Below are 26,146 nucleotides of genomic sequence, written 5' to 3'. Positions count from 1 at the left end.
TCTTAGCGATCTGCTACAACAACAGTGATGTGGCTTGAACGCTTCAAGATACGATCCGCACGACCTTTAGCACGAGGCATAATACGCTTCATGATTGGGCCTTCATCTACGAAGATTTTTGCGACATTTAGATCGTCAATATCTGCGCCTTCATTGTGCTCCGCGTTAGCGATAGCTGACTCAAGAACTTTCTTGATCAGTTCAGCAGCTTTTTTGTTGCTGAAAGTCAGGATTTCTAGAGCCTGGTCTACAGATTTTCCACGAATTTGGTCCGCAACTAAGCGAGCTTTCTGAGGCGAAATGCGAGCAAAGTTATGTTTAGCTAGTGCTTCCATCATCTACTCCTTAACGCTTCTTAGCTTTCTTATCCACGACATGGCCGCGGTAAGTACGTGTTGGTGCGAATTCACCCAGTTTGTGACCGATCATTTCTTCGGTTACGAATACTGGTACGTGCTGACGACCATTATGGACAGCGATGGTCAAACCGATCATCGTAGGGATGATCATTGAACGACGGGACCAAGTCTTAATAGGCTTTTTGTCTCCGCTTTCCACCGCTTTCTCTACCTTCTTCAGCAAGTGTAGGTCAATAAATGGACCTTTCTTGAGAGAACGTGGCATGGCGATTCCTCTTTAAATAGATTACTTGTTACGACGACGTACGATGTACTTGTCAGTGCGTTTGTTCTTACGAGTCTTGAAGCCTTTAGTTGGCTGACCCCATGGTGAAACTGGGTGACGACCACCAGAAGTACGGCCTTCACCACCACCGTGTGGGTGGTCTACTGGGTTCATCACAACACCACGAACGGTTGGACGAACACCGCGCCAGCGGTTAGCACCAGCTTTACCAAGTTCACGTAGCATGTGCTCAGAGTTACCAACTTCACCGATTGTTGCACGGCCTTCAGATAGTACTTTGCGCATTTCGCCAGAACGTAGACGGATAGTTACGTATGCACCGTCGCGAGCAACGATTTGAGCATATGCACCAGCCGAACGAGCTAGCTGACCACCTTTACCAGGTTTTAGTTCAACGTTGTGTACAGTTGAACCTACTGGGATGTTACGCATTGGTAGAGTGTTACCAGCTTTGATTGGTGCATCAACACCAGACTGGATAGCATCACCAGCTTGAACACCTTTAGGTGCTAGGATGTAACGACGCTCACCGTCTGCGTACAGAACTAGAGCGATGTTAGCGCTACGGTTTGGATCGTATTCTAGACGCTCAACTTTCGCTGGGATACCGTCTTTAGTACGTTTGAAGTCAATTACACGGTAGTGGTGCTTGTGACCACCGCCGATGTGACGTACTGTAATACGACCGTTGTTGTTACGACCACCATTCTTAGAGTTTTTCTCTAGAAGAGGTGCGTATGGCTTGCCCTTGTGTAGGTCAGCGTTAACAACTTTAACAACGTGACGACGACCAGGGGAAGTCGGCTTACATTTAACAATAGCCATTTCTCAACTACTCCTGTTATTCCGCGCCGCCAACGAAGTCAAGATCTTGACCTTCTTTCAAAGTAACGTACGCTTTCTTAACGTCGCTGCGGCGACCTTGGCGTAGACCTTGACGTTTGGTCTTACCCTTATTGATAAGAGTATTTACAGACTTAACTTCAACTTCAAATAGCTTTTCTACAGCTGCTTTGATCTCTTTTTTAGTTGCATCTTTAGCTACTTTGAAAACGATAGTGTTCGCTTTCTCAGCTGCCATAGTTGCTTTTTCAGAGATGTGCGGTGCACGTAGAACTTTTAGGATACGCTCTTCAGTGATCATGCTAGCATCTCCTCAACTTGCTTAACTGCGTCTGCAGTCATTACAACTTTGTCGAACGCGATTAGAGACACTGGGTCGATACCAGCTACGTCACGTGCGTCAACTTTGTATAGGTTACGAGCAGCTAGGAATAGATTTTCATCTACTTCGCTAGTCACGATTAGAGCGTCTGTTAGCTCAAGCTCTTTCAGCTTAGCTACAAGCTCTTTAGTTTTTGGTGCTTCTACTGAGAAGTTATCAACAACGATTAGACGCTCTTGACGAACTAGCTCAGAAAGAATGCTCTTCATAGCACCACGGTACATTTTTTTGTTTACTTTTTGGCTGTGATCTTGTGGTTTCGCAGCAAAAGTAACACCACCTGTACGCCAGATTGGGCTACGAATTGTACCAGCACGAGCACGGCCAGTACCTTTTTGACGCCATGGCTTAGCGCCACCGCCAGATACTTCAGAACGTGTTTTCTGAGCACGTGTACCTTGACGAGCACCTGCTGCGTATGCAACAACTACTTGGTGTACAAGAGCTTCGTTAAACTCACGTCCGAAAGTAGTTTCGGAAACAGTTAGTGCATCAGCACCTTTAACCATTAGTTCCATTACTTACTCCTGAGACGTTATGCTTTAACAGCTGGTTTAACGATCACGTTGCCGCCAGTTGCGCCTGGGACTGCACCTTTAATAAGAAGCAGGTTGCGCTCAGCGTCAACACGTACGATCTCTAGGTTTTGAGTCGTTACACGCTCAGCACCCATGTGACCTGCCATTTTCTTGCCTTTAAATACGCGACCTGGAGTCTGACATTGACCGATAGAACCAGGAGCACGGTGAGACAATGAGTTACCGTGAGTAGCATCTTGAGTGCGGAAGTTCCAACGCTTAACAGCGCCTTGGAAACCTTTACCTTTAGATGTACCAGTAACGTCTACTTTCTTAGTATCGTTGAATAGTTCAACTGTTAGCTCAGCGCCAACTGCAAACTCTTCACCGTTTTCCAAACGGAATTCCCAAAGACCACGACCAGCTTCAACACCTGCTTTAGCAAAGTGACCTGCTTCTGGTTTAGTTACGCGGTTAGCTTTCTTAGCACCAGTAGTAACCTGGATTGCTGCGTAGCCATCTGTCTCAAGAGTTTTAACTTGAGAAACACGATTAGCTTCAACCTCAACAACTGTTACTGGGATAGAAACGCCTTCTTCAGTAAATACGCGGGTCATGCCCACTTTACGACCGATTAGACCAATCATTCTTCTAATCTCCCTTAACCTAGGCTAATTTGAACGTCAACGCCCGCAGCAAGGTCTAGACGCATTAGAGCATCAACAGTTTTGTCTGTTGGCTCAACGATGTCGATTAGACGCTTGTGAGTACGGATTTCGTACTGGTCACGTGCTTTCTTGTTAACGTGTGGAGAGATAAGAACTGTGAAACGCTCTTTACGAGTAGGTAGTGGGATTGGACCACGAACCTGTGCGCCAGTGCGCTTAGCTGTTTCAACGATTTCCGCTGTAGAAGCATCGATTAGTTTGTAATCGAAAGCTTTTAGGCGGATACGGATACGTTGGTTCTGCATGAGACAGAGCTCCAATATTAAAAATTACACAAACAATATCGCCACTCAGACTCGTTAAAACGAGAGAATGCCGATTGATTTATGTGAAACCGTAGCATCCAAGATTAGGACGCATTGTCAGTTAATTTTCGATCAACCATCCCTACATGTCAGAGTCACCTCTGGGAATAGTTATTCCGAAGAATAGATAGCTAATTGTATTAACCGCGAACATAAGCTGAGTTTACATTACCTGACAAATCAATAAGATAAGTCAGCTCCTCGCTGCTCATTGGTTCACAACTGGCTTAACCAGTGCGCTGCATTATACAGATCACAGTTTTAGTTGGCGAGATGCGAGATGCGAGATGCGAGATGCGAGATGCGAGATGCGAGATGCGAGAAAGTTTTGAAGGGTTGACAGTGCGGGTCAACCCTTTTCTTTTAAATTCAGACAATTAGACTGAGAGACTAGCCTGCACTGCCTGCAACTTTCGACTCGCTCACCACAAGTTCCTCTCGAAGGACGAAGCCCGCTCTCGGAGCGAAGCGTTCTAGTCTCTCGCTATGCGAGTCTCTGGCGTACCGCTTCAAACAAACAAATGCCTGAAGCAACTGATACGTTCAAGCTTGAAACGGTTCCGGCCATAGGGATTTTAATCAGGTCATCACAGGTTTCGCGCGTTAGTCGGCGCATGCCGTCACCCTCAGCCCCCATAACAATAGCAAGTGGGCCAGTCAGTTTCGCTTGATAAATGTCATGAGTCGCTTCACCCGCAGTGCCTACAAACCAAATGCCCTGCTCTTGTAGCGTACGCATTGTACGAGCGAGGTTTGTAACTCGAACTAGCGGTACCATTTCAGCCGCACCACAAGCCACTTTACTTACTGTCGCCGTAATGTTGGCAGAGCGGTCTTTAGGCACAATCACCGCAGCCACGCCAGCCGCGTCAGCATTACGCAAACAAGCACCTAGGTTATGCGGATCAGTGACACCATCTAACACCAATAAAAGCGGGGCTTCGTGTTGAGCAAGGATGTCATCAAGGTCATGTTCGTTGAGCTGTTTCGCTGGCTTAACACGAGCCATAATACCTTGGTGGTTTGCCCCACTCGCTTTTTCGTCCAATGTTTTGCGCGTCATCTGTTGGATCGAAACACCACACACGTTAAGTTCATTGAGGATCGGCATCAGGCGATCGTCTTGGCGACCTTTAAGCACAAACGCTTCAATAAAGCGCTCTGGTTCACGACTTAGTACTGCTTTAACTGCGTGAATACCGTAAATATATTCGTTACTCATTTAAAAACCTGTTCGTTTAGTTCACTGTGCTGCTTTTTTGCTACGTTTGGTCTTCTTCGGCTTATTGCCAGCTTTCTTCTTGCGAGCTTTTGTCACCTTAGGCTTTTTCGCTGCCTCTTTAGGTTCAGGTCGCTTAGTCGGCTCGACTTCAGCCGCCGCTCGTCCACCCTTGGTCGCAACACGTTTTTTCTCTTTGGCTTTTCTCTTTGCCTCTGCGACACGTTTCTTGGCCGTCTTTCCTTCGCCGCGTAGCTTACGACTTGTTTCTACTAATTCAAAGTCTATTTGTCTGTCATCCAGATTGACCGACAGGACTTTCACTTTGACCGCATCACCCAAGCGATAAATCGCACCAAAGCTTTCACCGATAAGTCTTTGACCGATCGGATCAAATTGGTAGTAATCATTAGCAAGTGCCGAAATATGCACTAAACCATCAATGTGCAAATCCGTTAAACGAACAAAGAATCCAAAACCGGTAACATTGGCAATAACGCCTTCTAGCTCTTCACCGACGTGATCTTGCATGTATTCACATTTCAGCCAATCAGAGACTTCACGAGTCGCATCGTCAGCTCGTCGCTCTGTCATCGAACACTGCTCACCGTAAAAATCCATATCATCGAATGAGTAGTGGTATCCCCCTGTCGGTGTCCAACGGTCTTGATTACGCCCCTCTTCTTTCGCGATGAGATACTTGATTGCACGATGTAACAATAAGTCTGGGTAGCGACGAATAGGAGAGGTAAAATGCGCGTAACGTTTCAGTGCCAAACCGAAGTGGCCACAGTTATCCGCGTTGTACACCGCTTGCTTCATTGAACGAAGCAACATGGTTTGAATGAGCTCCCTGTCTTGACGCTCAGCAATCTGTTTAACCAGATCAGCATAGTCTGTTGGTGAAGGCTCCAAACCACCATTGAGGTGCAAGCCCAACTCGCCTAAGAAATCGCGGAAACCTTGTAGGCGAAGCTCACCTGGAGATTCATGAATACGATACAGTGCAGCTTCTTTTGCTTTCTCAACCAAAGATGCTGACGCGATGTTGGCCAAAATCATGCATTCCTCGATGAGCTTATGCGCATCGTTACGAATGACGGGCTCAATACTCTCAATCTTGCGCTCCGCATTGAAAATGAACTTGGTTTCTACCGTTTCGAATTCAATCGCACCACGGTTATCGCGAGCGCGTTTCAGAACTTTATACATTTTGTGCAGTTCTTCTAGGTGAGGAACTAATGGCTCATAACGAGTTCGTAGTTCTTCATTTCCTTCAAGAATGTCATGCACCTTGCTGTAAGTCAGACGAGCATGAGAGTTCATCACCGCTTCGTAGTGTTTGTAGCCCGACAGCTTACCGGACTCTGATATTGTCATTTCACACACCATACACAAGCGGTCAACCTGTGGGTTAAGTGAACAGAGACCATTTGACAGTACTTCTGGCAACATAGGTACAACTTGCGATGGGAAGTAAACTGAGTTACCACGATTTGTTGCTTCTTTATCTAAAGCGGTATCTGGTCTTACGTAGTAGCTCACATCTGCGATGGCGACCCATAAACGCCAACCGCCACCTTTTTTCGCTTCACAGTAAACGGCATCATCGAAGTCACGCGCATCTTCGCCATCGATTGTCACGAGTGGCAGCTCACGGAGGTCAACACGCCCTACTTTGGCTTCTTCAGGCACTTCTTCGCCTAAGTTGGCAATCTGCTTATCAACAGCCTCAGGCCATTCGTGAGGGATCTGATGTGTACGAATCGCAATTTGTGTCTCCATACCCGGCGCCATGTTTTCGCCAAGTACTTCAATAACCTTACCCATCATACCTCGTGAGCGCGTTCCGCGATCGGTGATCTCGATAACAACGACATTACCCATACGTGCACCTGCACGTAAATCGTTCGGGATCAGAATGTCCTGTGAGATTCGTGAGTCATCAGGCACAACATATGAGTAGCCATATTCCATAAAGAAACGTCCTACTATTTGCGTCTGACGCTCTTCTAAAACGCGAACTAACCGACCTTCCTTACGTCCGCGCTTAGAGTTTTCTGTTGGCTGAACCAGTACATAATCACCGTGGATGATATTTTTCATTTGGTGATGAGGCAGAACAATATCATTATCCTTGCCCACACTGCCTTCTGGACGAACCCAACCATGACCATCTTTGTGGCCAATTACGTAGCCCTTCACCATCTCCAGTTTTTCTGGCAAGGCGTAGCACTGACGACGCGTAAAGACCAGTTGTCCATCACGCTCCATCGCACGCAGTCTACGACGCAGACCTTCATAGTGCTCTTCTCCATTCAACTGCAATGCGTCAAATAGATCATTGCGGTTCATGGGAACACCCGCTTGATGCAAAAACTCAAGAATAAACTCTCGGCTTGGGATTGGGTTTTCGTAGTTCTCCGACTCACGATCTGCAAATGGGTCGTTAGGAATAATGTCTGACATAGGCGCGCCTAATAAAGGAAGGAATTTAAATCTAGTATATCTGACTCACTGATTAAGCTACAGGTAAGTCGAAACAAATTCTTGAAATTTCACTGCCTTTTCATCAGCACTATGGTTTGCTAAAAAACAACAATGCCCAGCGAAAGCTAGGCATTGTGTTGTTAGGTTATGGTCACCGGAGTGCAATCGGATAACTCTCTACCAGAAAGTGCCGCGCTTCTTAGCTCGGGCAACAATGTTCTGCGGCATTCGTCGCTCTAATCCCTGCCTAAGTACACTAATACGCTTATGGGTTCGCTGGTCTGCCGTCACCGAATTATAAAGCCAGCGATAAGCATCTTCGTAATCAAGTGGACTCCCATAATCACGCAGCAATAGCTCCGCCAAATGAATACGAGCATTGAGGTTCCCCATCGATGCCGCTTCACGCAAATATGGAATCGCACGTTCTTTATCTTGCTGAACTAATGTTCCACGAGAATAGTAACGACCAATTTGTTCAAGTGCGGCGGGCAAACCTTGATGAGCAGCATTTTCCATGTAATAGAGACCTAGCTCTACATCCTGATCAACACAGACCCCCCACGCTAGCATATCTCCGTATAAAAACTCATACGCAGGTAAGCTAATGCGAGTCGCACGTGCAACAATATCCTCAACAAGCTGGCAGTTATCGGCTTTAACGCGTTCTAAATGCTGGTTGTTGTTGATAAGGTTAATTAGTTCGGCTTCGGTATAAATTGGTATCGGCTCACCGATCTCAGACAACTCATTTGCCTGTACCACTGAGGCACTAAACGCCAACACCATCGAAGCAGCTAATTTTCTTAGCTTCATTTTCTGCACTCTTAACTTCGACTATGGACACTAACCCAAGGTCAGCATCAGATTTGCCACTTACGCGGCAAGCTTGATACTAGTATCGGCAATTGGTGCTAACTCTTTAATCAAAATTGCCGCTCTATGGCAAATTGTTGCCATAAGTATCGAGAATCGCAAGAAAAATAGATATAAAAAAACCGGTGCTTAGCACCGGTTTCTAATAACTGATAACAATCAATAATTAAGATTCGAATGGGTGAACCTTGATGATTGTTTCGTTACGGTCAGGACCAGTAGAGATGATATCTACCGTTACGTCTGTTAGCTCTTCAATACGCTTGATGTAATCTAGAGCCGCTTTTGGTAGCGCATCAATAGATGTCGCGCCAAATGTGTTCTCTGACCAACCTGGCATAGTTTCGTAGATTGGTGTCGCTTCTTCAAATGCTTCTGCAGCCATTGGAGAAACTTCTAGGATAGAACCATCTTTCATCTTGTAGCCAGTACAGATTTTTAGCTCTTCCAAACCATCTAGAACGTCTAGTTTAGTTAGACAGAAACCAGAAATAGAGTTGATTTGTACCGCACGGCGCATTGCAACAGCATCGAACCAACCAGTACGACGTAGACGACCCGTTGTCGCGCCGAACTCTTGACCAACACTACCAAGGTGCTTACCTACTGGGTCTTGCTTATCTAGACCATCGTAAAGTTCTGTTGGGAATGGACCAGAACCTACGCGAGTACAGTACGCTTTAGTAATACCAAGAATGTAACCGATGTGACGAGGACCGAAACCAGAACCCGCAGCAACGCCACCAGCAGTTGTGTTAGAAGAAGTTACGTATGGGTATGTACCGTGGTCGATATCTAGTAGTGTGCCTTGAGCACCTTCAAACATGATCTTGTCGCCGCGCTTACGTGCTGCATCAAGTTCATTAGTTACGTCGATAACCATAGAAGTAAGTAGGTCAGCGTAACCCATGCATTGCTCTAGAACTTCGTCATAGCTTACTGTTTCAGCTTTGTAGAAGTGCTCTAGCTGGAAGTTATGGAATTCCATTACTTCTTTTAGCTTCTCTGCGAATACTTCTTTATCGAATAGGTCGCCAACACGTAGACCGCGACGAGCAACTTTATCTTCGTAAGCTGGACCGATACCACGACCCGTTGTACCAATTGCTTTGTTACCACGAGCGATTTCACGCGCTTGGTCAATAGCGATATGGTAAGGAAGAATTAGAGGACAAGCTTCAGAAACGAAAAGACGCTCACGCACCGGAATACCGCGCTCTTCTAGAGGCTTCATTTCTTTAATTAAAGCTTCAGGTGATAGTACAACACCATTGCCGATAACACATTTGATGTTATCGCGAAGGATACCTGATGGAATCAAGTGAAGAACGGTTTTTTGACCGTCAATGACTAGAGTGTGGCCTGCATTGTGACCGCCTTGGTAACGAACCACATATTTTGCATCTTCAGTTAAAAGGTCAACAATTTTACCTTTACCTTCGTCACCCCATTGGGTGCCTAGAACGACTACGTTATTTCCCATCTTTCCAGTTCTGATTGCTAGTTAAAAATGGATTCTAGCACCGAATCACATTTCTTGCAGTCATTTTTTAATCATGCAAGTGTAATATGGTGCTATTCCATTAGAGATTAATATAAGGCCGAAATAAATCAGTCCGTTAGGTAAACTTTTAGAGCTATCGTCTTTTTTTGGGCTATTCATCAGCATAGATTTTAACGGTCAAATCACCATTAACATCGATACCTGCGCGATACATTCCCGAGCTATTCATCGAGTAATGTAGCTCTCCTTGAGCATCAACTGCGATTAAGCCGCCTTCCCCACCCATTTGTTTTAATTCACCCTGAATAACGGTTTCACACGCGGTATGAACATCTTGTTTCAAATAACGCATTCTAGCTGCTACATCACCAGCGACCGTTTTACGAATAAAGTATTCACCCATACCGGTTGTTGAGACCGCAACATTACCATTCTCTGCGTAAGTTCCCGCACCAATGATCGATGAATCACCAACACGACCATACTTTTTGTTGGTGATGCCACCAGTGCTTGTCGCTGCGGCTAGATTTCCATACTGATCTAAGGCCACGGCGCCAACGGTGCCGTATTTTTTATCATCTGGGTATTTAGATTCTGAGAGAGCAAAGAGCCCTTTCTCTTTCATTGACAGTAGCTGCTCATAGCGACGCTCGGTGAAAAAGTAGTCTTGCTCGGTATACTCATAGCCGAGTTCAAAAGCGAACTCCTCTGCTCCGTCGCCAATCAGCAATACATGATTGCTGTTTTTCATAACATCACGCGCAAGCTCAATGGGATTGCGAACATGACGAACTCCAGCAACAGCGCCTGCATCTAGCTCTTTACCGTGCATGACTGAAGCATCCATTTCAACCATCTCTTTGTGGGTCAATACAGATCCTCTACCAGCGTTGAAGTTTACCGAATCCTCTAAAGCCTTAACCGCAGCGACGACCGCATCTAGTGCATCGCCTGATTCGAGTAGTATTTTATGACCAGCACGAACAGACGTTTCTAGATCGGCCAAAATCGAAGCTTTCAGCTCTTCACTCATCTGCTCACGTAAAATAGTCCCTGCACCGCCATGAATAGCGATAGAGAAAGGTTGAGTCATCGTCGATATCTCCAGTACATCTCGCGGGTTTAATCATAAAAAAAGGCGCTTCCCAACATAATGGGAAACGCCTTCTCTAACGCTTAGCTAGACACTAACAATTAGTGTGAGCCACAGCTACCGCCACCGCAGCAGCCATCTTTTTTCTCAGCACCGTGGTCATGACCTTCGCCACCACAACAGCCACCCTCGTGGTCATGGTCATGACCACAGCCACCCGCTTGATGAACGTGACCGTGTTCGATTTCTTCTTGAGTCGCTTCACGTACCGCTACAACTTCCACGTCAAATGTTAGCGTTTGACCTGCAAGCATGTGGTTGCCATCAACAACCACTTCATCGCCATCAACTTCTGTTACTTCAACAGGGATTGGACCTTGGTCTGTATCCGCTAGGAAACGCATACCTACTTCAATCTGGTCAACACCTTGGAATACTTCCGCTGGAACGCGTTGTACTAGTGCGTCGTTGTGCTCACCGTAAGCTTCTTCTGGAGAAACTGTCACAGAGAACTTAGCACCTGCTTCTTTACCTTCTAGCGCTGTTTCAAGACCAGTGATTAGGTTGTCATTGCCGTGAAGGTAATCTAGTGGCGCTTCAGCTGTAGATTGATCAACGACTACACCGTCTTCCAGTTTTACTTGGTAAGCAAGACTTACAACTACGTTCTTTTCAATTTTCATATTGACTCCAAGGAGGATAAAGGACCCTAACATTCGTTAGTGTCGGCATACTTTCTACGGGGCATATTATGGGGATGATTTAGAGAAACACAATCAATCCGGCTTAAAAATACCGATCATATTTTGCCCACCATGGTCGCTACTATCAACCGATTGTGGTGTACGTTGATCCTGATGACCGCACTCAACACACTCTACTAATTCAATATTATTCTCTATCCACCAGCGTAAAGTGTCTTGTTGTGAACACTTTGGACAACTAGCGCCTGCGATAAATCTTTTCTTCATTTCTCTCGTTTCACTGTTAATCCCAGAAGTTTTTTGATTGCTGATCGTTTTCTAACTCACGACCAAAAATCTCTTCCAGTTCTTTTCGGGCTTCTTTGGCTCTTTGGGCCAATTGTTTATCATCATTATGCTGAGGAAGCAGCTCTTTCAGCATAGCATTATCAAGTTTTCTAAAGTGAGCTTCCGCTCTCTTTGCCTGATATGGGTGCATACCTAAACTAACGAGAGCCTGTCGACCAAGATCAAGCGCCCCTAAGAAGGTCTCACGGGAATAACTGTCAACACCTTGGCTCAGTAATTGGTATGCCTCAACACGACTTCGTGCTCGGGCTAATAGTTTCAAGCGCGGAAAATGCGTCTGACACAATCCAATAATCTTCATGATTTCATCAGGTGAATCGGTACAGATTATCATTGCCTCAGCTTTATCCGCACCGGCAGCTCTTAATAAGTCAAGTTGGGTCGCGTCACCATAAAATACTTTGTAGCCATATTTACGCAGTAACTTAATCTGGCTCGCATCACTTTCGAGTACCGTCACTTTAATTTTGTTGGCATACATCAGACGGCCGACAATCTGCCCAAAACGCCCAAAGCCCGCAATAATCACTCTTGGCTGCTTGTTGACGACATCACTTTGCAACCTACCCTCAAGGTCGGTGTTAAGTCCTCGTGCATACCAGCGGCTTTGTGCCATCAATAATAATGGCGTCGTGACCATGGATAAACTGACCACCACCAAAAGAAACGCGGTTTGCTGTTGGTCGAGTAATCCTTCACTACTTGCTGCGGTAAAAATAACGAATGCGAACTCGCCACCCTGACTAAGAATTGCCGCCATTTTGCTGCGAGATTTCGCTCGACTACCAGACAAACGCGCAAGTAGGTAAAGAATCAGACCTTTTACAACCACTAAACCAATGACCGCAGACAGCACGGCAATGGGTTGCAAAGCCAACAGACCAAGATTCACCGCCATACCAACAGCGATAAAGAACAACCCAAGCAACAGCCCTTTGAACGGTTCGATGGCAATTTCTAGCTCGTGTCGATACTCACTTTCCGCCAAGAGAACCCCGGCAAGAAACGTCCCCAACGCCATAGACAGACCAAGTTGCTTCATTGATAAGGCAATGCCAATCACAAGCAGTAATGCAGCTACGGTAAAGAGTTCACGTACACCACTGAGTACAACATATCGAAACAGAGGTCTCAGTAGGAAGTGGCCGCCAATTAATAACCCCCCTACGCCTGCAAGCATCCATATCGCATCAAGCCAATCTCCGGCGGTATTCCCAGCTAAGACAGGAAGCAGTGCAAGCATTGGGATCACAGCAATGTCTTGAAATAGTAAGACCGCAAAACCTGATTGACCTGTTTCACTGCCTCCCAAACCTTGCTCTTCAATGACTTTTAAGGCGATAGCGGTGGATGACAACGCGAGTCCCATGCCAATAGTTAAACTGGTTTGCCAAGATGCTCCCACAACATAGGCAACGCTGGCGATGACTGAGGTTGTCACCACGACTTGTGCACCACCTAATCCAAGGATAGGGCCTTTCATTTGAAGCAGTTTTTTCGGATTTAATTCGAGTCCAATCAGAAACAGCAGCAACACCACGCCAAACTCAGCAAAATGAAGAATAGCGTCGACATCTTTGATTAAACCAAGCCCCCACGGGCCGATGGCAACACCCGCCAATAGATAGCCAAGAACGGAACCGAGACCAAGTCGTTGAGCAAGAGGAACAGCAACAACAGCTGCGGTCAGAAAAATAACGCTACTCTGTAGAAAATCATTCTCAAGCGCCATTTTCACCTCCCACCATCTCCGCCACTTCACTCCGAAGTGGATCACTCAGCCATAGGCGGTAACGCTCAGCATGCTGACAACGTTCCATTTCAGACACATTTCGTGCCCAGTACAAGACCAGTGGTTCTATCCAATGCATCTGGCACAAGGCCGCCGTCAATTCAAATGGTTGCAAAATTTCCGATAGCGGGTAGCGGTTATAACCTGTCTTACCGAAAGCTCCTTCTTGGCCCCCCGTCGTGATCACGCTTCGCCAATATTTACCCTTTAAAGCTTCACCTTTACCAAAGGCAAAGCCTTTTCCAATAACACGGTCTAGCCACTCTTTAAGCAACGCAGGACAGGAATACATAAAGAGCGGATGGTGGAAGACAATCACATCATGCTCAGCCAGTAATTTTTGTTCAGCACTGACATCAACAAAGAAGTCTGGATAATGTGCATAAAGATCGTGCACAGTGACGTGATCAAGCGATTCTATTTTCTTGATCATCATTTGGTTAGCCACAGACGTTTGTGACTCAGGGTGAGCATACAACACCAATACCTTGGGCTTATCGGAGGATAGAGTTTGCATTCGTTCGACAGCAATCCTTTTACTGTTTATAGCCTACTAAGCATTATTTATCGTTATCAGTTTGTTATACGTTGTTAGTCGTGATAACGCAATGATCGACATAGCTTGTTAAGTGCCCTACTATTCGACGCAATACGAGTAACGACAAAGTAAAAGATTATGATTACCTTCTCTGGCATCCAGCTTCTTCGCGGTGGTAAACCACTTCTTGAACAAGCTTCAGCAACCATCCAGCCTGGCGATAAAGTCGGTTTGGTCGGAAAAAATGGTTGTGGTAAATCGACACTATTCGCCCTGATCAAGGATGAACTTTCTATTGATGCGGGTAACTTTAGCAAACCCGCACATTGGGAGATGGCTTGGGTAGCACAGGAAACCCCAGCGTTAGAGCGCAGCGCCATTGAATACGTCATTGATGGTGACCGAGAGTATCGCCGTCTAGAATCGGAGTTACTCGATGCTGAGCAAAAAGATCACGGCACATTGGTCGCTGAAATACATGGTCAAATAGAAACCATTGGCGGCTACAGCATTCGTGCTCGAGCAGCGGAGCTTCTTGATGGTCTTGGTTTTAGCCAGCAGCAAATGAGTTGGAACTTAACTCAGTTCTCCGGCGGCTGGCGTATGCGTCTTAACTTGGCACAAGCTCTTCTATGTCGCTCAGATCTACTGCTACTCGATGAGCCAACCAACCACTTAGACCTTGATGCGGTTATGTGGCTAGAACGTTGGCTACAAAATTACCCAGGTACGCTGGTTCTTATCTCTCACGACCGAGATTTCTTAGATCCTATCGTAGGTCGAATCATCCACGTCGAGAACCAAAGACTAAATGAGTACACGGGTAACTACTCATCATTTGAAGAGCAACGTGCTCAAAAACTGATTCTGCAACAAGCTCAGTTTGAGAAACAGCAGAAGCAGATGTCCCACATGCAAAGCTACATTGACCGTTTCCGCTACAAAGCCTCGAAAGCGCGTCAAGCTCAAAGCCGAATCAAAGCGCTGGAGCGCATGGAGAAAGTTCTGCCCGCACAGTTGGATAACCCATTCAGTTTCCAGTTCCGCGATCCTGATGCACTTCCTAACCCAATCATCATGATGGACGAAGTCTCGGCGGGATATAGTGACAATCTGATTTTAGAAAAGATTCGCCTTAACTTGGTGCCTGGTAGTCGAATTGGCTTACTTGGACGTAATGGTGCGGGTAAATCGACCCTGATTAAGCTCCTTTCTCGAGAACTCAAACCTCAAGGTGGTGACTTAACCTACTCTCAAGGGGTTAAGATTGGCTACTTTGCGCAGCATCAGCTAGAAACTTTGCACCCAGAGGAAACCCCTCTGCAACACATGATGCAAATTGCGCCTGACAAAAACGAACTCGAGCTACGTAACTACCTCGGCAGTTTTGGCTTTCAGGGTGATAAAGCACTAGAAAAAGTAGCCCCCTTCTCTGGCGGTGAAAAAGCGCGTCTTGTTCTCGCTCTGATTGTTTGGCAAAAACCAAACCTTTTACTTCTCGATGAACCAACCAACCACCTCGATCTCGATATGCGTCAAGCCTTAACTATGGCGCTACAAACGTTTGAAGGCGCAATGGTCATTGTTTCCCACGACCGCTACTTACTTCGTGCGACAACAGACGATCTTTACTTGGTTCACGATCGCCAAGTGGCTCCATTTGATGGTGACCTAAACGATTACTACAAGTGGCTGACTGAACAACAAAAATCGGAACGCCGTGAAGCGCAAGCACAACAACCAGAGAAAAAGTCTGAAAACAGTGCGGCGGCGAAAAAAGACCAAAAACGCCGTGAAGCAGAATTTCGCAAACAGACTGCACCTATTCGCAAAAACCTGACAAAACTTGAAGAGAAAATGGATAAGTTGGGAGAAGCCTTGGCACAAGCAGAGGCCCAATTATCAGATAACTCACTTTATGACGCCGAAAATAAAGCTAAACTTAACCAAGTACTAGCACTTCAAGCAGAAAGTAAAAGCTTGCTTGAAGAGGTCGAAATAGAGTGGATGGCTCTACAGGAAGAGCTAGAGCAGATGGAACAGGAGTTCAATAGTCAATGAGTTCAAAGCCCGCCTCAATTTCTCTAACACTCGAACGCTTATGGCAATTTAGCCTACAGTACTATAGCGTGCGAGAAGTAAAAGAGGCGTGCTTACATCTGCAAAACCAATTTAAAGGCAACGTTAACCTACTGTTGTTACTCAAGTGGCTTGATGAACAGCAGGTCTGCTTTGGCGAAGAGGACTGGCATCGCGTAGAAGAGTGTTTAGGCCGTTCCGAAGCCTTACTTCTGAGCTATAGGGAGTTACGACGTAAGTTGAAGTTCCACCTACCTGATACTCTGTATCGCGAGTCACTCCAATTTGAGTTGCAACTAGAAAAGCAGCAACAATCCGATCTGGTTGACTGTATTAACACCATCGAATTGAGTACGAATCACGCAGAACCCCTGACCTTGCGCTACTGCCGTCAATTAGGTGGCGAACAACTCTATTCAGCCTTTGCCGACCCCATAGACAACATTGCCAACCTGTAGAGAGCCTTTATGACTCAATTTGTTGCTGCTAAAGGATTAACAAATCCTCACCTACAAACACTCGCACCGCGATTTATTCGGAAGAAAGCCTTATTTGAACCCGTCTGGCAAACTTTAGATACGCCTGATGGTGACTTTCTTGATATTGCTTGGAGTGAAAACGTCGATCAGCAATCAAACACTGATAAGCCTATTTTTGTTCTTTTTCACGGCTTGGAAGGCTGTTTTTACAGTCCGTATGCGAATGGTCTAATGGATGCCTTCGCCAAACAAGGTTGGCTCTCTGTGATGATGCATTTTCGTGGCTGTAGTGGTAAGCCCAACAGACTCGCCCGCGCCTATCACTCCGGCGAGGTGGAAGACGCACGCTTTTTCTTAGAGCACCTCAACCAACGTTTCCCAACACAGACCAAGGTCGCGGTTGGCATTTCTTTGGGTGGAAATATGCTGGCCAACTATCTCGCTACCTACAACAGCCAGCCTTTACTCGATGCCGCAACCATTGTTTCTGCGCCACTCGACCTATCGGCCTGCTCAGAACGTATCGAGCAAGGCTTTTCCAAGTTGTACAAAAGCTATTTGCTGTCATCGCTAAAGAAAAACGCTCTACAAAAACACCATCTGTTAAAAGGCGAGTTGGGATTGAGCTATCAGAATATCAAGCGTGTCACTAAATTGTACGAGTTCGATGACCTTATCACCGCACCTTTGCATGGTTTCAAAGATGCAGCCGATTATTATCACCAGTGCTCAGGGATACATCGACTCAAAGAAATCACGCTGCCAACACAGATCATCCACGCCAAGGATGACCCGTTCATGACCGAAGATGTCATCCCCAAATACGTGCTGCCCGATAACATCGACTATCGGCTGTTTGAACAAGGTGGCCATGTGGGATTTGTTACAGGTAGCGCACTCAAGCCAAGATTTTGGTTAGAAGAAGCTCTGCCTGCCTACTATGAAAGTCTTGCCGCTTCGGCATAATAGCGCGCACAATTCACCGAACATAAAATGAAGAGGTCTTTATGATCGTCCCATGGCAACAAATTGCACCGGAGACACTGGAGAATCTGATACGCGAGTTTATTCTTCGCGAAGGAACAGACTATGGTGATGTCGAAGTTTCACTACAAGACAAAGTTGACCAAATCCACTCTCAACTAGAGTCAGGGGAAGCGGTTGTGGTTTATTCAGAACTGCATGAAAGTGTCGATATCCAACTAAAGAACCGTTTTTGATTTAGAGAACTGCATACAGTCAATGTCTGCTAAAGCATGTTATAGTGGGCATTGATTCATGGAATGTAACTTACAGACAAGGTTTGTCATGTCCGCTAAACACCCTATTATTGCCGTGACTGGTTCATCTGGCGCTGGCACAACGACTACCTCGGAAGCCTTCCGCAAAATGTTCAATATGATGAACGTTAAAGCCGCGTGGGTCGAAGGGGATAGCTTCCACCGCTTTACTCGCCCTGAAATGGATGTCGAAATCCGTAAGGCTCGCGAGCAAGGCCGTCACATCAGTTACTTTGGCCCACAAGCGAACGACTTTGGTGGCCTAGCCGAGTTTTTCCGTAAATACGGACACGAAGGTAATGGTCAGGTACGTCGCTACCTCCATACGTTTGACGAGGCAGTACCTTATAACCAGATGCCCGGTACTTTTACGCCTTGGCAAGACCTACCCGAAAACTCCAATGTACTCTTTTATGAAGGGCTACACGGGGGGGTGGTAGATGGTGACGTTAACGTCGCACAACATGTCGACTTTCTAATAGGCATGGTGCCGATCGTCAACTTAGAATGGATTCAAAAGTTTGTTCGTGATACTCGCGATCGCGGTCATTCTCGTGAAGCCGTCATGGACTCAATAGTACGTTCAATGGACGACTATCTAAACTATATTACTCCACAGTTTTCCCGAACTCATATCAACTTTCAGCGCGTTCCAACCGTTGACACATCAAACCCTTTAAATGCGAAAGGGATACCGAGTTTGGACGAAAGTTTCGTTGTCATTCGACTTCGTGGTATCAAGAATGTCGATTTTCCATACCTACTGGCTATGATTGATGGTTCGTTTATGTCACGCCACAACACCATTGTTGTACCAGGCGGAAAAATGAGTTTTGCGATGGAATTAATTGTTCGCCCTATCCTGCAACAATTGATAGAAACGGGCAAAATCGGTTAAGACTCACAACTAGAACACGATTACTTTTCATACCGTGATCATGTGCACAGTTTTGCGTGCCAAAAAGCCTGTTGTACCCGATTAAAATCAAGAAATCATGCTAGAAAAAGGATACTATTTGTAACCGACACATAAGTTGGCTTGCAGCATTTATAAAGTGCTCTTATCCTAGTAGGTCTTAATTAAGGCTTAGCTTAAACATGGAAAGCGGCAAGCGTACCCTGCAGAGGAAGTGAGATATTATGGTTCTAGGTAAACCTCAAACCGACCCAACATTAGAGTGGTTCCTTTCACATTGTCATATTCATAAGTACCCTTCAAAAAGCACGCTAATTCACGCGGGCGAGAAAGCGGAAACTTTGTACTACATTGTTAAAGGTTCTGTTGCGGTTCTTATCAAAGACGAAGAAGGTAAGGAGATGATCCTTTCTTACCTAAACCAAGGTGACTTCATCGGTGAACTTGGTCTATTCGAAGAAGACCAAGAGCGTACCGCATGGGTTCGAGCAAAATCTCCTTGTGAAGTTGCGGAAATCTCATTCAAGAAGTTCCGTCAGCTTATCCAAGTGAACCCAGATATCTTAATGCGCCTTTCAGCGCAGATGGCAAGTCGTCTACAAGTGACGAGCCAAAAAGTGGGCGATCTAGCATTCCTAGACGTAACGGGTCGTATTGCTCAAACGCTACTAAACCTAGCGAAGCAACCTGATGCAATGACTCACCCAGATGGCATGCAAATCAAGATCACTCGCCAAGAGATTGGTCAAATCGTTGGCTGTTCTCGCGAAACAGTTGGCCGTATCTTGAAGATGCTTGAAGAGCAGAACCTAATTTCTGCACACGGTAAAACAATCGTTGTTTACGGTACTCGTTAATTTCGATTAAGCACTAAATTATAAAAGCCACCAATGGAAACATTGGTGGCTTTTTGTTTTCGAGAATCGAGAAAATTATGGCTTATTGGGGACTAGTTTCGTCAACACCTTTAACCACAAAGCTGTTATCAACTTCTACCCGCCACTATCTTTTGAAGCCCCATCTCGGAACGCAGTGTTCTCGAAGGGCGCAGCCCGTTCTAAATGCTCGCAGGACGAAGTCCGGTCTCGACTCTCGCTTCTGCTCTTTACCCGTTAGTGCTTTCGAAGATCTTGTCAGCAGACGCTGCCACAAATCCTGGGTAAAGCTCACCATTAGGCATTGGGTAACGTTTAGCAAACTCGTAGAAGCCTCCAGGGATGATTTCACTACCTTCAGTAAACTGAACCGGCACTTTATCAGCCATCGTTGAAGATTGCTCAAGCAACACTTCTGGCGTGCCTTTTACTTCACCACCAAACTCATTGATAGTAAAGCCGGCAGAGCGCAGATGATCATTCACACCTTTCACTTCATCAAAAGCATTAAGCTGGTTCACACTTACGGTAAAGTGGTTTGCTCCGTAGCCATGTGCCGCTAACCAAGCCGCGTATTCGCTTTCTTTAGCCAGCGTCTGGTAATCCGCATGACTAATATCCCATAGTCGGCCACCATACAAGAACTCATGACCTTTTAGCTTATCGGTGTCTACTTGCTCGACTAGCTTGGTAACAATCGCTTGAAGTTCACTAGAACACTCATCAACTTTTAGTTCACTGATAAATACTTTTGGCTGTTTTGGATCGGGATGTTCAAAATGTTTCGCCGCGAGCTTTTTGCTTTCAAAAACGTAATCGCCACACGGCTTGTAGCCAGCATCTAGAAAAGGTTGTGCTAGAGTCGCGATACCTAACGGCTCAACGTTGAAAGTACGTAATGCAATATGGTCATTGATCAATGCTTCGTCTTCTTGCAGAAGTTGGTGTACTTTTTCAGCAGAGGGACACAAGCGTTGAATATAGTCATTCCATAACTGCTGGAATAAAACATCTGGCGTCATAACGCCTCCTTGTATAGGGGTTGTTTACGTTCAAAAATGCCTCCTGGCTCAGGGAGGCAAAAAGGGAAATATCTAATCGAACTTCACGCTCTACAGTTCAACACCTGGGCTTAATGTTTCAGGAAGAAGTGTCTCGCCACCTTCCATCGAAGCCATTGGGTACGCACAGTAATCCGCTGCATAGTAAGCACTTGGTCTTAGGTTGCCAGAAGCGCCTGGACCACCGAACGGTGCATCACCACTTGCTCCAGTTAGCTGACGGTTACGGTTAACGATGCCTGCACGAATATGGTCAACAAAGTAGTTCCACTCGCTATCGTCTGTCGAGACTAGGCCAGCAGATAACCCAAAGCGTGTGTCGTTGGCAAGTTCAACCGCTTTTTCCAGACCTTGGTAGCGTACGACCTGTAGCAGAGGGCCAAAGTACTCTTCATCAGGTAGCTCTGCAATCGCAGTAACGTCAATAATACCCGGAGTAACAAAGGCGGCTTCACCCGCTTTCGCTTCAACCAAACTGACACCACCCAGTGTTTGCAAGTTTGCCTGTGCAGCAAGGATAAAGTCTGCCGCTGCTTTAGAAATCTGCGGCCCCATGAATGGTGCAGGTTCTGCGAATGGCTGATCGACGCGAATCTTATTGGTCGCTTGTACAAGCTTATTGACCAATAGATCACCCTTCTCACCAACAGGAACATATAGGCGACGAGCACATGTACAACGCTGGCCAGCACTAATGAATGCAGATTGAATAATGGTATAAACCGTTGCGTCCAGATCACCGTAATTTTCAGAGATAACCATAGGGTTGTTACCCCCCATCTCTAGAGCCAGCATTTTGCCCGGCTGACCTGCGAACTGACGGTGAAGGATGTGACCAGTATTGGCACTGCCCGTAAAGAGAACGCCATCTAGCCCTTTAGAACTGGCTAGAGCGATACCTGTCTCTTTCGCACCTTGGACAAGGTTGATGACACCTTTTGGCAAGCCAACCTGATCCCACAGCTTCATGGCAAATTCACCCGTAAATGGCGTCTGCTCAGAAGGTTTGAATACAACTGTATTACCTGCAAGCAATGCAGGCACGATGTGACCATTTGGTAGATGACCTGGGAAGTTGTATGGACCAAACACAGCCATCACGCCTAGTGGACGGTGACGCAAAACAATTTGGTTACCCGCAGCTTCACGCTGTGCTTCGCCAGTACGCTCATGATAAGCACGGATCGAAATTGCGATCTTGCCAGCCATTGCTGCTGCTTCAGTACGAGTTTCCCAAATTGGTTTACCCGTTTCTTTCGCGATAATCTGCGCGATTTCTTCGCTGTTCTCTTTTACCTTTTCGGCAAAAGCGAGTACGAAGGCTTCACGTTCTTCAAAACTTAGTTTTTTCCAGCCAACAAATGCATTACGCGCGGCAGAAACCGCCTGTTCAACTTGCTCTGGCGTTGCACTCTCGCCCTGCCAGATTACTTCGTTGTTGTAAGGGCTGGTTGAGTTCATTGACTCACCCAGACCTGCTACCCACTCTCCGGCAATCCAATGTGTCATAATATGTTCCTTCAGATTCTGCGTAATATCTGGCTCTATTACTGAGCCAACATGCGAACGAATTCGCCTTCACCAACTCTCAGCGCGTGCGCCACTTCTGGAGAAAGAATAACTGTCTCTGAAGCTTGGTCATAAGCGGCTTTCGTTGCCGTCGCGCGGAAATCTTCAAACGAAGTGTTTGAGATTAAGTAGTCTTGAGAACTTGAATGTTCCGCGATCGTCACTTTGGCTCGGAAGGAGTGACGCACCGATTCAATATTGCGCACATCACACTCTACCGTCGGGCCGCCATCGAAGATGTCGACGTAGTTACGGCAAGTAAAGCCCTCTTTCTCTAATAAGCGTAAAGCGGGTTTAGTATTTTCGTGTACTTGACCAATCACTGCCTGTGCTTCTTTACTTAGCAAGTTGATGTAGATTGGTAGTTTAGGCATTAGGTCAGCGATAAAGCCTTTCTTACCTATACCTGTAAGGTAATCCGCCATTGTGAAGTCAATGGAGAAGAAATGTTCTTGTAGCCATTGCCAGAATGGTGAGTTGCCTTCTGCATCTGAGACGCCGCGCATTTCAGCAAATACCGTTTTCGAGAAACGGTGTGGATGCTCAGCCATCATTAAAAAACGACATTTAGACATTAAACGACCATTCAAACCACGACGGAAGTCTGGGCGTAAGAACAGAGTACAGATCTCGCTACAACCCGTGTAGTTGTTACCAAATGTCAGCAGCTTCACGACGTTGTTTACGCCTAGCTTAGCTGATGCGTGAACGATGGTACTAATATGGTATGAGTAAAAAGGAACATCCCAACCGATGGACGCTTCGATACCTGTACAACCAGCAACTTCGCCAGTCTCACTATCAAAGCCAACCATTAGATAACCTTCGTCACCCGGTGAGGTTACGTCAGGCTTAGTAAAGCTGTACTCTGAATGAGTAATTCTGTTTTTTAACAGTTCTTCGTTAATTGGTAGAGATGTGAATCCGTGACCAGATTCCACTGCGCACGTGTGCAGCGCATCGTAGTCCGACATTGCGATAGGGCGAACAACCAGCATCGATACTCCCTCCTGATGCAAGTAACTTAAGTTTCGAGTCGAAAAGTAGCGAGTAACGAGACTAGAAACCGCTATCTCGCTACTCGTAACTCGAAGCTTTTATTCTTATTTAACTAGCGTCGCTAGAGCTTTATCCAGTCTTGCTAGACCTTCTTCAATTTCTTCTTTAGTGATGACTAGTGATGGGGTGAAGCGAACAACGTTTGTTCCTGCTACCAGCACCATTAGACCTTCTTTGCCCGCCGCAACAAGTACGTCACGAGCACGACCTTGCCATTCATCATTCAATGCCGCACCAAGCAGCAGACCTTTACCACGAACTTCAGAGAACATGTTGTACTTGTCGTTCAGTTTCGCTAGTCCTTCACGGAACAAAACTTCACGCTCTGCAACACCCGCTAATGTTTCTGGTGCGCTCACCACATCCACGACGGCTTCAGCAACGGCACACGCTAATGGGTTACCGCCATATGTAGAACCATGAGTACCCACTTTCAGATGTTGAGCTAGCTCTGTCGTCGTTAGCATTGCGCCGATAGGGAAACCGCCACCAAGCGACTTCGCTGTGCTCAGGATATCTGGCGTTACGCCTAGACCTTGGTATGCGTAGAAATGACCGGTACGGCCATTACCTGTTTGTACTTCATCGAAAATAAGTAGAGCATTGTGTTTATCACACAATTCACGAACCGTTTGAACAAATTCATCGGTTGGAGAGATGATGCCACCTTCGCCTTGCAGTGGCTCCATCATGATTGCACACGTACGATCTGAGATATGCTCACGTAGAGCTTCTACATCATTGTATGGTAGGTGTGTAACATCGCCTGGTTTAGGACCAAAACCGTCCGAGTATGCCGCTTGACCACCCACAGTTACCGTAAAGAATGTACGACCGTGGAAGCCTTGTTTGAAGGCGATAATTTCTGATTTTTCTGGACCAAACTTATCTGCTGAGTAACGACGGGCAAGCTTCAGAGCTGCTTCGTTGGCTTCTGCGCCAGAGTTCGCGAAGAATACTTTTTCCGCAAAGCTCACCTCTGTTAGCTTTTTCGCTAAACGCAGAGCTGGCTCATTAGTCATAACATTACTTAAGTGCCAAATCTTCTGAGCTTGATCAGTCAGTGCATTGACCATCGCTGGGTGACAATGACCTAAGCAGCTCACGGCAATACCACCCGCAAAGTCGATATATTCTGTGCCTTGCTGATCCCAAACTCGAGCACCCTCGCCTTTGACTGGAATCATTTCCATTGGGTTATAACAAGGTACCATTACCTCATCAAACAAACCGCGTTCTACTTTATTTTGTTCAGTCATTGCACATTCCCTCTAGATACCGCATGCATAGCGAATATGGTGTCCTTACTTCCAATCAATGAAATAAGATATTGTTTTGCCATTAAGCAATCACGGCATTGTATTTACATTTAATTAACCATTTCAATAGTGATTTATTCTTTTTAGCACCCGATACGGAGCCCAATACTCATCACCTCTGAGTATTTATGCATCACGCTGCGACTTTTATGAAGCAATATATTCTTATAGGTGCGATAAGCTATGGTTAATCATAGTTCGGATAAGGGGTCTAACGTAGGCGAGGTAAAGATCACGCATACTTTTTCACATAATATTCGCGATGGGAAATATGAAAGAAATGTTAAGAAAAGTGATCTAAGTCCGGCTTTGTCTGGATAAGATAAAGAGAAATAGAGCGTTTAAATCGGTTTTCGAGCGAGAAAGTTAGCCAAGATCTGGTGTCCCTGCTCCGTTTTAATCGACTCAGGGTGAAACTGAACTGCATCAATCGGTAAAGACTTGTGCTGGTAACCCATGATCTCATCCATTGAACCGTCTTCGAACTCGGTCCAAGCGGTCAGCTCAAAACAGTCAGGTAACGTTCCGTTTTTCACCACCAATGAATGGTATCGAGTGACCGTCAGCGGATTATTCAAGCCAGCAAAGACACTGCGATCGTTATGGCGAATTGGCGAGGTTTTACCATGCATCACCTGACGCGCTCGCACAACTTCACCACCAAACACTTGCGCAATCGCCTGATGTCCCAAGCAAACACCTAGAATCGGTAGCTTGGTTGAAAAGTGTTTGATCGCATCTAGAGAGATACCCGCCTCATTGGGAGTACAAGGCCCTGGAGATATAACCAAATGAGTCGGGGCTAAGGCTTCAATTTCATCAAGGGTGATTTCATCATTGCGCACAACTTTAACCTCTGCACCCAGTTCACAGAAGTACTGGTAAAGGTTGTAAGTAAAGGAGTCGTAATTATCGATAATCAGCAGCATGACTTCAGGACTAGCGTTGACAAATTTAGTGGTTAAGGGCGGGTATTGTGCAATATGAGGAAAGAAAGGCAAGCGTTATCATAAAGGTAATTTCCGACTCAACTACCAATGAAGCGTAAAAGCCCCTACAAGTCGATATGATTTTTATGATGAAAAACGTAGAACAGATTAACCGAGCAGTGTACGTGTCATTTTTTATAAAGTATTGATACAAAGGAAGTTTAATTGCGACACATGTGACATCTATTCAATTGATTTTATATCTGAACTATGGATATAAAAGCACAAGCTAGGTAACCTTTGAGTCACTCATAAACAACTCAATATGGCATAGCGTGGGGTATAAGACCGTTAAACTTATCCATTTGATGGCGCACGAATTTCAGCAAGTGGAAGGGGATTTTGACTCATTGTCTGAAAGTGAACTCAAAGAGGTAACCCCATCCGGCATGGGATATGAGCGATTTATTGAGCAATTACAGCAAGGCCATTTGCTGCTACTCAATGATTCTCCGCGAGTTCCGCTGTTGATAAAAGAGAGCGATGGCTTAGATCATTCAGATTGGGAGTTAAATCCCCATGTTCGCGACAACCT

At 45.9% G+C, this 26,146-nt stretch carries 27 protein-coding genes and 1 pseudogene; 7 read left to right on the top strand and 21 right to left on the bottom strand.

Annotated features, from left to right (window positions below; genetic code table 11):
- Positions 1 to 2: 2 nt before the first annotated feature.
- From rplV to kefG, 16 genes are all read right to left on the bottom strand, one after another.
- Entirely contained in the window at positions 3 to 335 is a 333-nt protein-coding gene (rplV, locus tag QTN95_RS14325; RefSeq protein ID WP_004410462.1) for a 50S ribosomal protein L22, read from the bottom strand.
- Between the two features lie 10 nt (positions 336 to 345).
- Positions 346 to 624, bottom strand: a complete 279-nt coding sequence (gene rpsS / locus QTN95_RS14320) for a 30S ribosomal protein S19 (RefSeq protein ID WP_004745876.1) — start codon at positions 622 to 624, stop codon at positions 346 to 348.
- A 21-nt stretch (positions 625 to 645) separates the two neighbouring features.
- Positions 646 to 1,470, bottom strand: coding sequence for a 50S ribosomal protein L2 (rplB, locus tag QTN95_RS14315; protein WP_138972779.1), 825 nt, complete (start codon positions 1,468 to 1,470; stop codon positions 646 to 648).
- Between the two features lie 16 nt (positions 1,471 to 1,486).
- On the bottom strand, positions 1,487 to 1,789 hold the full coding sequence (gene rplW / locus QTN95_RS14310) for a 50S ribosomal protein L23 (protein ID WP_093278415.1): 303 nt from the start codon (positions 1,787 to 1,789) through the stop codon (positions 1,487 to 1,489).
- Positions 1,786 to 2,388: a 50S ribosomal protein L4 gene (rplD, locus tag QTN95_RS14305; RefSeq protein WP_138972778.1), complete on the bottom strand. Its 603-nt coding sequence runs from the start codon at positions 2,386 to 2,388 to the stop codon at positions 1,786 to 1,788. Before rplD ends, rplW begins: the two co-directional genes overlap by 4 nt.
- A gap of 17 nt (positions 2,389 to 2,405) precedes the next feature.
- Positions 2,406 to 3,035 (bottom strand): 50S ribosomal protein L3, encoded by a 630-nt coding sequence (rplC, locus tag QTN95_RS14300; protein ID WP_138972777.1) that lies wholly within the window; start codon positions 3,033 to 3,035, stop codon positions 2,406 to 2,408.
- Positions 3,036 to 3,049: 14 nt separating this feature from the next.
- A complete protein-coding gene (rpsJ, locus tag QTN95_RS14295) occupies positions 3,050 to 3,361 on the bottom strand; it encodes a 30S ribosomal protein S10 (protein WP_004410492.1) in 312 nt (103 codons plus the stop codon).
- Between the two features lie 544 nt (positions 3,362 to 3,905).
- Positions 3,906 to 4,643 carry a 23S rRNA (guanosine(2251)-2'-O)-methyltransferase RlmB gene (rlmB, locus tag QTN95_RS14290; RefSeq protein ID WP_138972776.1) on the bottom strand — a complete coding sequence of 246 codons (738 nt, stop codon included), beginning with the start codon at positions 4,641 to 4,643 and terminating at the stop codon, positions 3,906 to 3,908.
- Positions 4,644 to 4,664: 21 nt separating this feature from the next.
- A complete protein-coding gene (gene rnr, locus QTN95_RS14285) occupies positions 4,665 to 7,109 on the bottom strand; it encodes a ribonuclease R (protein WP_138972775.1) in 2,445 nt (814 codons plus the stop codon).
- Between the two features lie 198 nt (positions 7,110 to 7,307).
- Positions 7,308 to 7,946 (bottom strand): flagellar protein MotX, encoded by a 639-nt coding sequence (motX, locus tag QTN95_RS14280; RefSeq protein ID WP_331417935.1) that lies wholly within the window; start codon positions 7,944 to 7,946, stop codon positions 7,308 to 7,310.
- Positions 7,947 to 8,172: 226 nt separating this feature from the next.
- Positions 8,173 to 9,489 carry an adenylosuccinate synthase gene (locus QTN95_RS14275; RefSeq protein WP_331417934.1) on the bottom strand — a complete coding sequence of 439 codons (1,317 nt, stop codon included), beginning with the start codon at positions 9,487 to 9,489 and terminating at the stop codon, positions 8,173 to 8,175.
- Positions 9,490 to 9,661: 172 nt separating this feature from the next.
- Positions 9,662 to 10,603 carry an isoaspartyl peptidase/L-asparaginase family protein gene (locus QTN95_RS14270; protein WP_331417933.1) on the bottom strand — a complete coding sequence of 314 codons (942 nt, stop codon included), beginning with the start codon at positions 10,601 to 10,603 and terminating at the stop codon, positions 9,662 to 9,664.
- A gap of 101 nt (positions 10,604 to 10,704) precedes the next feature.
- Positions 10,705 to 11,286, bottom strand: a complete 582-nt coding sequence (gene slyD, locus QTN95_RS14265) for a peptidylprolyl isomerase (RefSeq protein WP_138972771.1) — start codon at positions 11,284 to 11,286, stop codon at positions 10,705 to 10,707.
- Positions 11,287 to 11,379: 93 nt separating this feature from the next.
- Complete coding sequence (locus QTN95_RS14260; RefSeq protein WP_138972770.1) at positions 11,380 to 11,574, bottom strand: YheV family putative zinc ribbon protein; 195 nt, start codon at positions 11,572 to 11,574, stop codon at positions 11,380 to 11,382.
- Between the two features lie 16 nt (positions 11,575 to 11,590).
- Entirely contained in the window at positions 11,591 to 13,387 is a 1,797-nt protein-coding gene (kefB, locus tag QTN95_RS14255) for a glutathione-regulated potassium-efflux system protein KefB (RefSeq protein ID WP_138972769.1), read from the bottom strand.
- Positions 13,377 to 13,964: a glutathione-regulated potassium-efflux system ancillary protein KefG gene (gene kefG, locus QTN95_RS14250; RefSeq protein ID WP_331417932.1), complete on the bottom strand. Its 588-nt coding sequence runs from the start codon at positions 13,962 to 13,964 to the stop codon at positions 13,377 to 13,379. Before kefG ends, kefB begins: the two co-directional genes overlap by 11 nt.
- A 159-nt stretch (positions 13,965 to 14,123) precedes the next feature.
- Here kefG and QTN95_RS14245 point away from each other — a divergent pair, with 159 nt between their 5' ends.
- The 6 genes from QTN95_RS14245 to crp all read left to right on the top strand — a co-directional run bounded on the left by QTN95_RS14245 (position 14,124) and on the right by crp (position 19,596).
- Positions 14,124 to 16,046, top strand: coding sequence for an ABC transporter ATP-binding protein (locus QTN95_RS14245; RefSeq protein WP_138972767.1), 1,923 nt, complete (start codon positions 14,124 to 14,126; stop codon positions 16,044 to 16,046).
- The gene (locus tag QTN95_RS14240; RefSeq protein WP_138972766.1) at positions 16,043 to 16,522 is read left to right on the top strand and encodes a TIGR02444 family protein; all 480 of its coding nucleotides are present in this window, start codon (positions 16,043 to 16,045) and stop codon (positions 16,520 to 16,522) included. Before QTN95_RS14245 ends, QTN95_RS14240 begins: the two co-directional genes overlap by 4 nt.
- A gap of 9 nt (positions 16,523 to 16,531) precedes the next feature.
- Positions 16,532 to 17,509: a hydrolase gene (locus QTN95_RS14235; protein WP_331417931.1), complete on the top strand. Its 978-nt coding sequence runs from the start codon at positions 16,532 to 16,534 to the stop codon at positions 17,507 to 17,509.
- Positions 17,510 to 17,550: 41 nt separating this feature from the next.
- Entirely contained in the window at positions 17,551 to 17,763 is a 213-nt protein-coding gene (locus tag QTN95_RS14230; protein WP_138972764.1) for a YheU family protein, read from the top strand.
- A gap of 88 nt (positions 17,764 to 17,851) precedes the next feature.
- Positions 17,852 to 18,721 carry a phosphoribulokinase gene (locus tag QTN95_RS14225; RefSeq protein ID WP_138972814.1) on the top strand — a complete coding sequence of 290 codons (870 nt, stop codon included), beginning with the start codon at positions 17,852 to 17,854 and terminating at the stop codon, positions 18,719 to 18,721.
- 242 nt (positions 18,722 to 18,963) lie between these two features.
- Positions 18,964 to 19,596 (top strand): cAMP-activated global transcriptional regulator CRP, encoded by a 633-nt coding sequence (gene crp, locus QTN95_RS14220; RefSeq protein ID WP_004410522.1) that lies wholly within the window; start codon positions 18,964 to 18,966, stop codon positions 19,594 to 19,596.
- A gap of 248 nt (positions 19,597 to 19,844) precedes the next feature.
- Here crp and QTN95_RS14215 read toward each other — a convergent pair whose 3' ends face one another.
- From QTN95_RS14215 to QTN95_RS14195, 5 genes are all read right to left on the bottom strand, one after another.
- Positions 19,845 to 20,636, bottom strand: coding sequence for a DUF1338 domain-containing protein (locus tag QTN95_RS14215; protein WP_331417930.1), 792 nt, complete (start codon positions 20,634 to 20,636; stop codon positions 19,845 to 19,847).
- A gap of 90 nt (positions 20,637 to 20,726) precedes the next feature.
- Positions 20,727 to 22,184: a succinylglutamate-semialdehyde dehydrogenase gene (astD, locus tag QTN95_RS14210; protein WP_331417929.1), complete on the bottom strand. Its 1,458-nt coding sequence runs from the start codon at positions 22,182 to 22,184 to the stop codon at positions 20,727 to 20,729.
- A gap of 38 nt (positions 22,185 to 22,222) precedes the next feature.
- Entirely contained in the window at positions 22,223 to 23,242 is a 1,020-nt protein-coding gene (gene astA, locus QTN95_RS14205; RefSeq protein ID WP_138972761.1) for an arginine N-succinyltransferase, read from the bottom strand.
- 105 nt (positions 23,243 to 23,347) lie between these two features.
- Positions 23,348 to 24,562 (bottom strand): aspartate aminotransferase family protein, encoded by a 1,215-nt coding sequence (locus tag QTN95_RS14200; RefSeq protein WP_331417928.1) that lies wholly within the window; start codon positions 24,560 to 24,562, stop codon positions 23,348 to 23,350.
- Positions 24,563 to 24,963: 401 nt separating this feature from the next.
- Positions 24,964 to 25,551, bottom strand: a complete 588-nt coding sequence (locus tag QTN95_RS14195; RefSeq protein ID WP_138972813.1) for an aminodeoxychorismate/anthranilate synthase component II — start codon at positions 25,549 to 25,551, stop codon at positions 24,964 to 24,966.
- 335 nt (positions 25,552 to 25,886) lie between these two features.
- Between QTN95_RS14195 and QTN95_RS14190 the strand changes: the two are divergent.
- Positions 25,887 to 26,146: pseudogene (locus QTN95_RS14190) on the top strand (S-type Pyocin domain-containing protein); the annotation flags it as partial.

The sequence above is a fragment of the Vibrio sp. M260112 genome, assembly GCF_036533775.1.
GTDB lineage: Bacteria > Pseudomonadota > Gammaproteobacteria > Enterobacterales > Vibrionaceae > Vibrio.
Note: the sequence above shows the minus strand (reverse complement) of the source record. Positions and strands in the feature narration are given on the sequence as shown.

Excerpts from the sequence above, each read along its gene's own strand:
- rplV (WP_004410462.1), bottom strand. The coding sequence starts at position 335 with ATGGAAGCACTAGCTAAACATAACTTTGCTCGCATTTCGCCTCAGAAA.
- rpsS (WP_004745876.1), bottom strand. The coding sequence starts at position 624 with ATGCCACGTTCTCTCAAGAAAGGTCCATTTATTGACCTACACTTGCTG.
- rplB (WP_138972779.1), bottom strand. The coding sequence starts at position 1,470 with ATGGCTATTGTTAAATGTAAGCCGACTTCCCCTGGTCGTCGTCACGTT.
- rplW (WP_093278415.1), bottom strand. The coding sequence starts at position 1,789 with ATGATCACTGAAGAGCGTATCCTAAAAGTTCTACGTGCACCGCACATC.
- rplD (WP_138972778.1), bottom strand. The coding sequence starts at position 2,388 with ATGGAACTAATGGTTAAAGGTGCTGATGCACTAACTGTTTCCGAAACT.
- rplC (WP_138972777.1), bottom strand. The coding sequence starts at position 3,035 with ATGATTGGTCTAATCGGTCGTAAAGTGGGCATGACCCGCGTATTTACT.
- rpsJ (WP_004410492.1), bottom strand. The coding sequence starts at position 3,361 with ATGCAGAACCAACGTATCCGTATCCGCCTAAAAGCTTTCGATTACAAA.
- rlmB (WP_138972776.1), bottom strand. The coding sequence starts at position 4,643 with ATGAGTAACGAATATATTTACGGTATTCACGCAGTTAAAGCAGTACTA.
- rnr (WP_138972775.1), bottom strand. The coding sequence starts at position 7,109 with ATGTCAGACATTATTCCTAACGACCCATTTGCAGATCGTGAGTCGGAG.
- motX (WP_331417935.1), bottom strand. The coding sequence starts at position 7,946 with ATGAAGCTAAGAAAATTAGCTGCTTCGATGGTGTTGGCGTTTAGTGCC.
- QTN95_RS14275 (WP_331417934.1), bottom strand. The coding sequence starts at position 9,489 with ATGGGAAATAACGTAGTCGTTCTAGGCACCCAATGGGGTGACGAAGGT.
- QTN95_RS14270 (WP_331417933.1), bottom strand. The coding sequence starts at position 10,603 with ATGACTCAACCTTTCTCTATCGCTATTCATGGCGGTGCAGGGACTATT.
- slyD (WP_138972771.1), bottom strand. The coding sequence starts at position 11,286 with ATGAAAATTGAAAAGAACGTAGTTGTAAGTCTTGCTTACCAAGTAAAA.
- QTN95_RS14260 (WP_138972770.1), bottom strand. The coding sequence starts at position 11,574 with ATGAAGAAAAGATTTATCGCAGGCGCTAGTTGTCCAAAGTGTTCACAA.
- kefB (WP_138972769.1), bottom strand. The coding sequence starts at position 13,387 with ATGGCGCTTGAGAATGATTTTCTACAGAGTAGCGTTATTTTTCTGACC.
- kefG (WP_331417932.1), bottom strand. The coding sequence starts at position 13,964 with ATGCAAACTCTATCCTCCGATAAGCCCAAGGTATTGGTGTTGTATGCT.
- QTN95_RS14245 (WP_138972767.1), top strand. The coding sequence starts at position 14,124 with ATGATTACCTTCTCTGGCATCCAGCTTCTTCGCGGTGGTAAACCACTT.
- QTN95_RS14240 (WP_138972766.1), top strand. The coding sequence starts at position 16,043 with ATGAGTTCAAAGCCCGCCTCAATTTCTCTAACACTCGAACGCTTATGG.
- QTN95_RS14235 (WP_331417931.1), top strand. The coding sequence starts at position 16,532 with ATGACTCAATTTGTTGCTGCTAAAGGATTAACAAATCCTCACCTACAA.
- QTN95_RS14230 (WP_138972764.1), top strand. The coding sequence starts at position 17,551 with ATGATCGTCCCATGGCAACAAATTGCACCGGAGACACTGGAGAATCTG.
- QTN95_RS14225 (WP_138972814.1), top strand. The coding sequence starts at position 17,852 with ATGTCCGCTAAACACCCTATTATTGCCGTGACTGGTTCATCTGGCGCT.
- crp (WP_004410522.1), top strand. The coding sequence starts at position 18,964 with ATGGTTCTAGGTAAACCTCAAACCGACCCAACATTAGAGTGGTTCCTT.
- QTN95_RS14215 (WP_331417930.1), bottom strand. The coding sequence starts at position 20,636 with ATGACGCCAGATGTTTTATTCCAGCAGTTATGGAATGACTATATTCAA.
- astD (WP_331417929.1), bottom strand. The coding sequence starts at position 22,184 with ATGACACATTGGATTGCCGGAGAGTGGGTAGCAGGTCTGGGTGAGTCA.
- astA (WP_138972761.1), bottom strand. The coding sequence starts at position 23,242 with ATGCTGGTTGTTCGCCCTATCGCAATGTCGGACTACGATGCGCTGCAC.
- QTN95_RS14200 (WP_331417928.1), bottom strand. The coding sequence starts at position 24,562 with ATGACTGAACAAAATAAAGTAGAACGCGGTTTGTTTGATGAGGTAATG.
- QTN95_RS14195 (WP_138972813.1), bottom strand. The coding sequence starts at position 25,551 with ATGCTGCTGATTATCGATAATTACGACTCCTTTACTTACAACCTTTAC.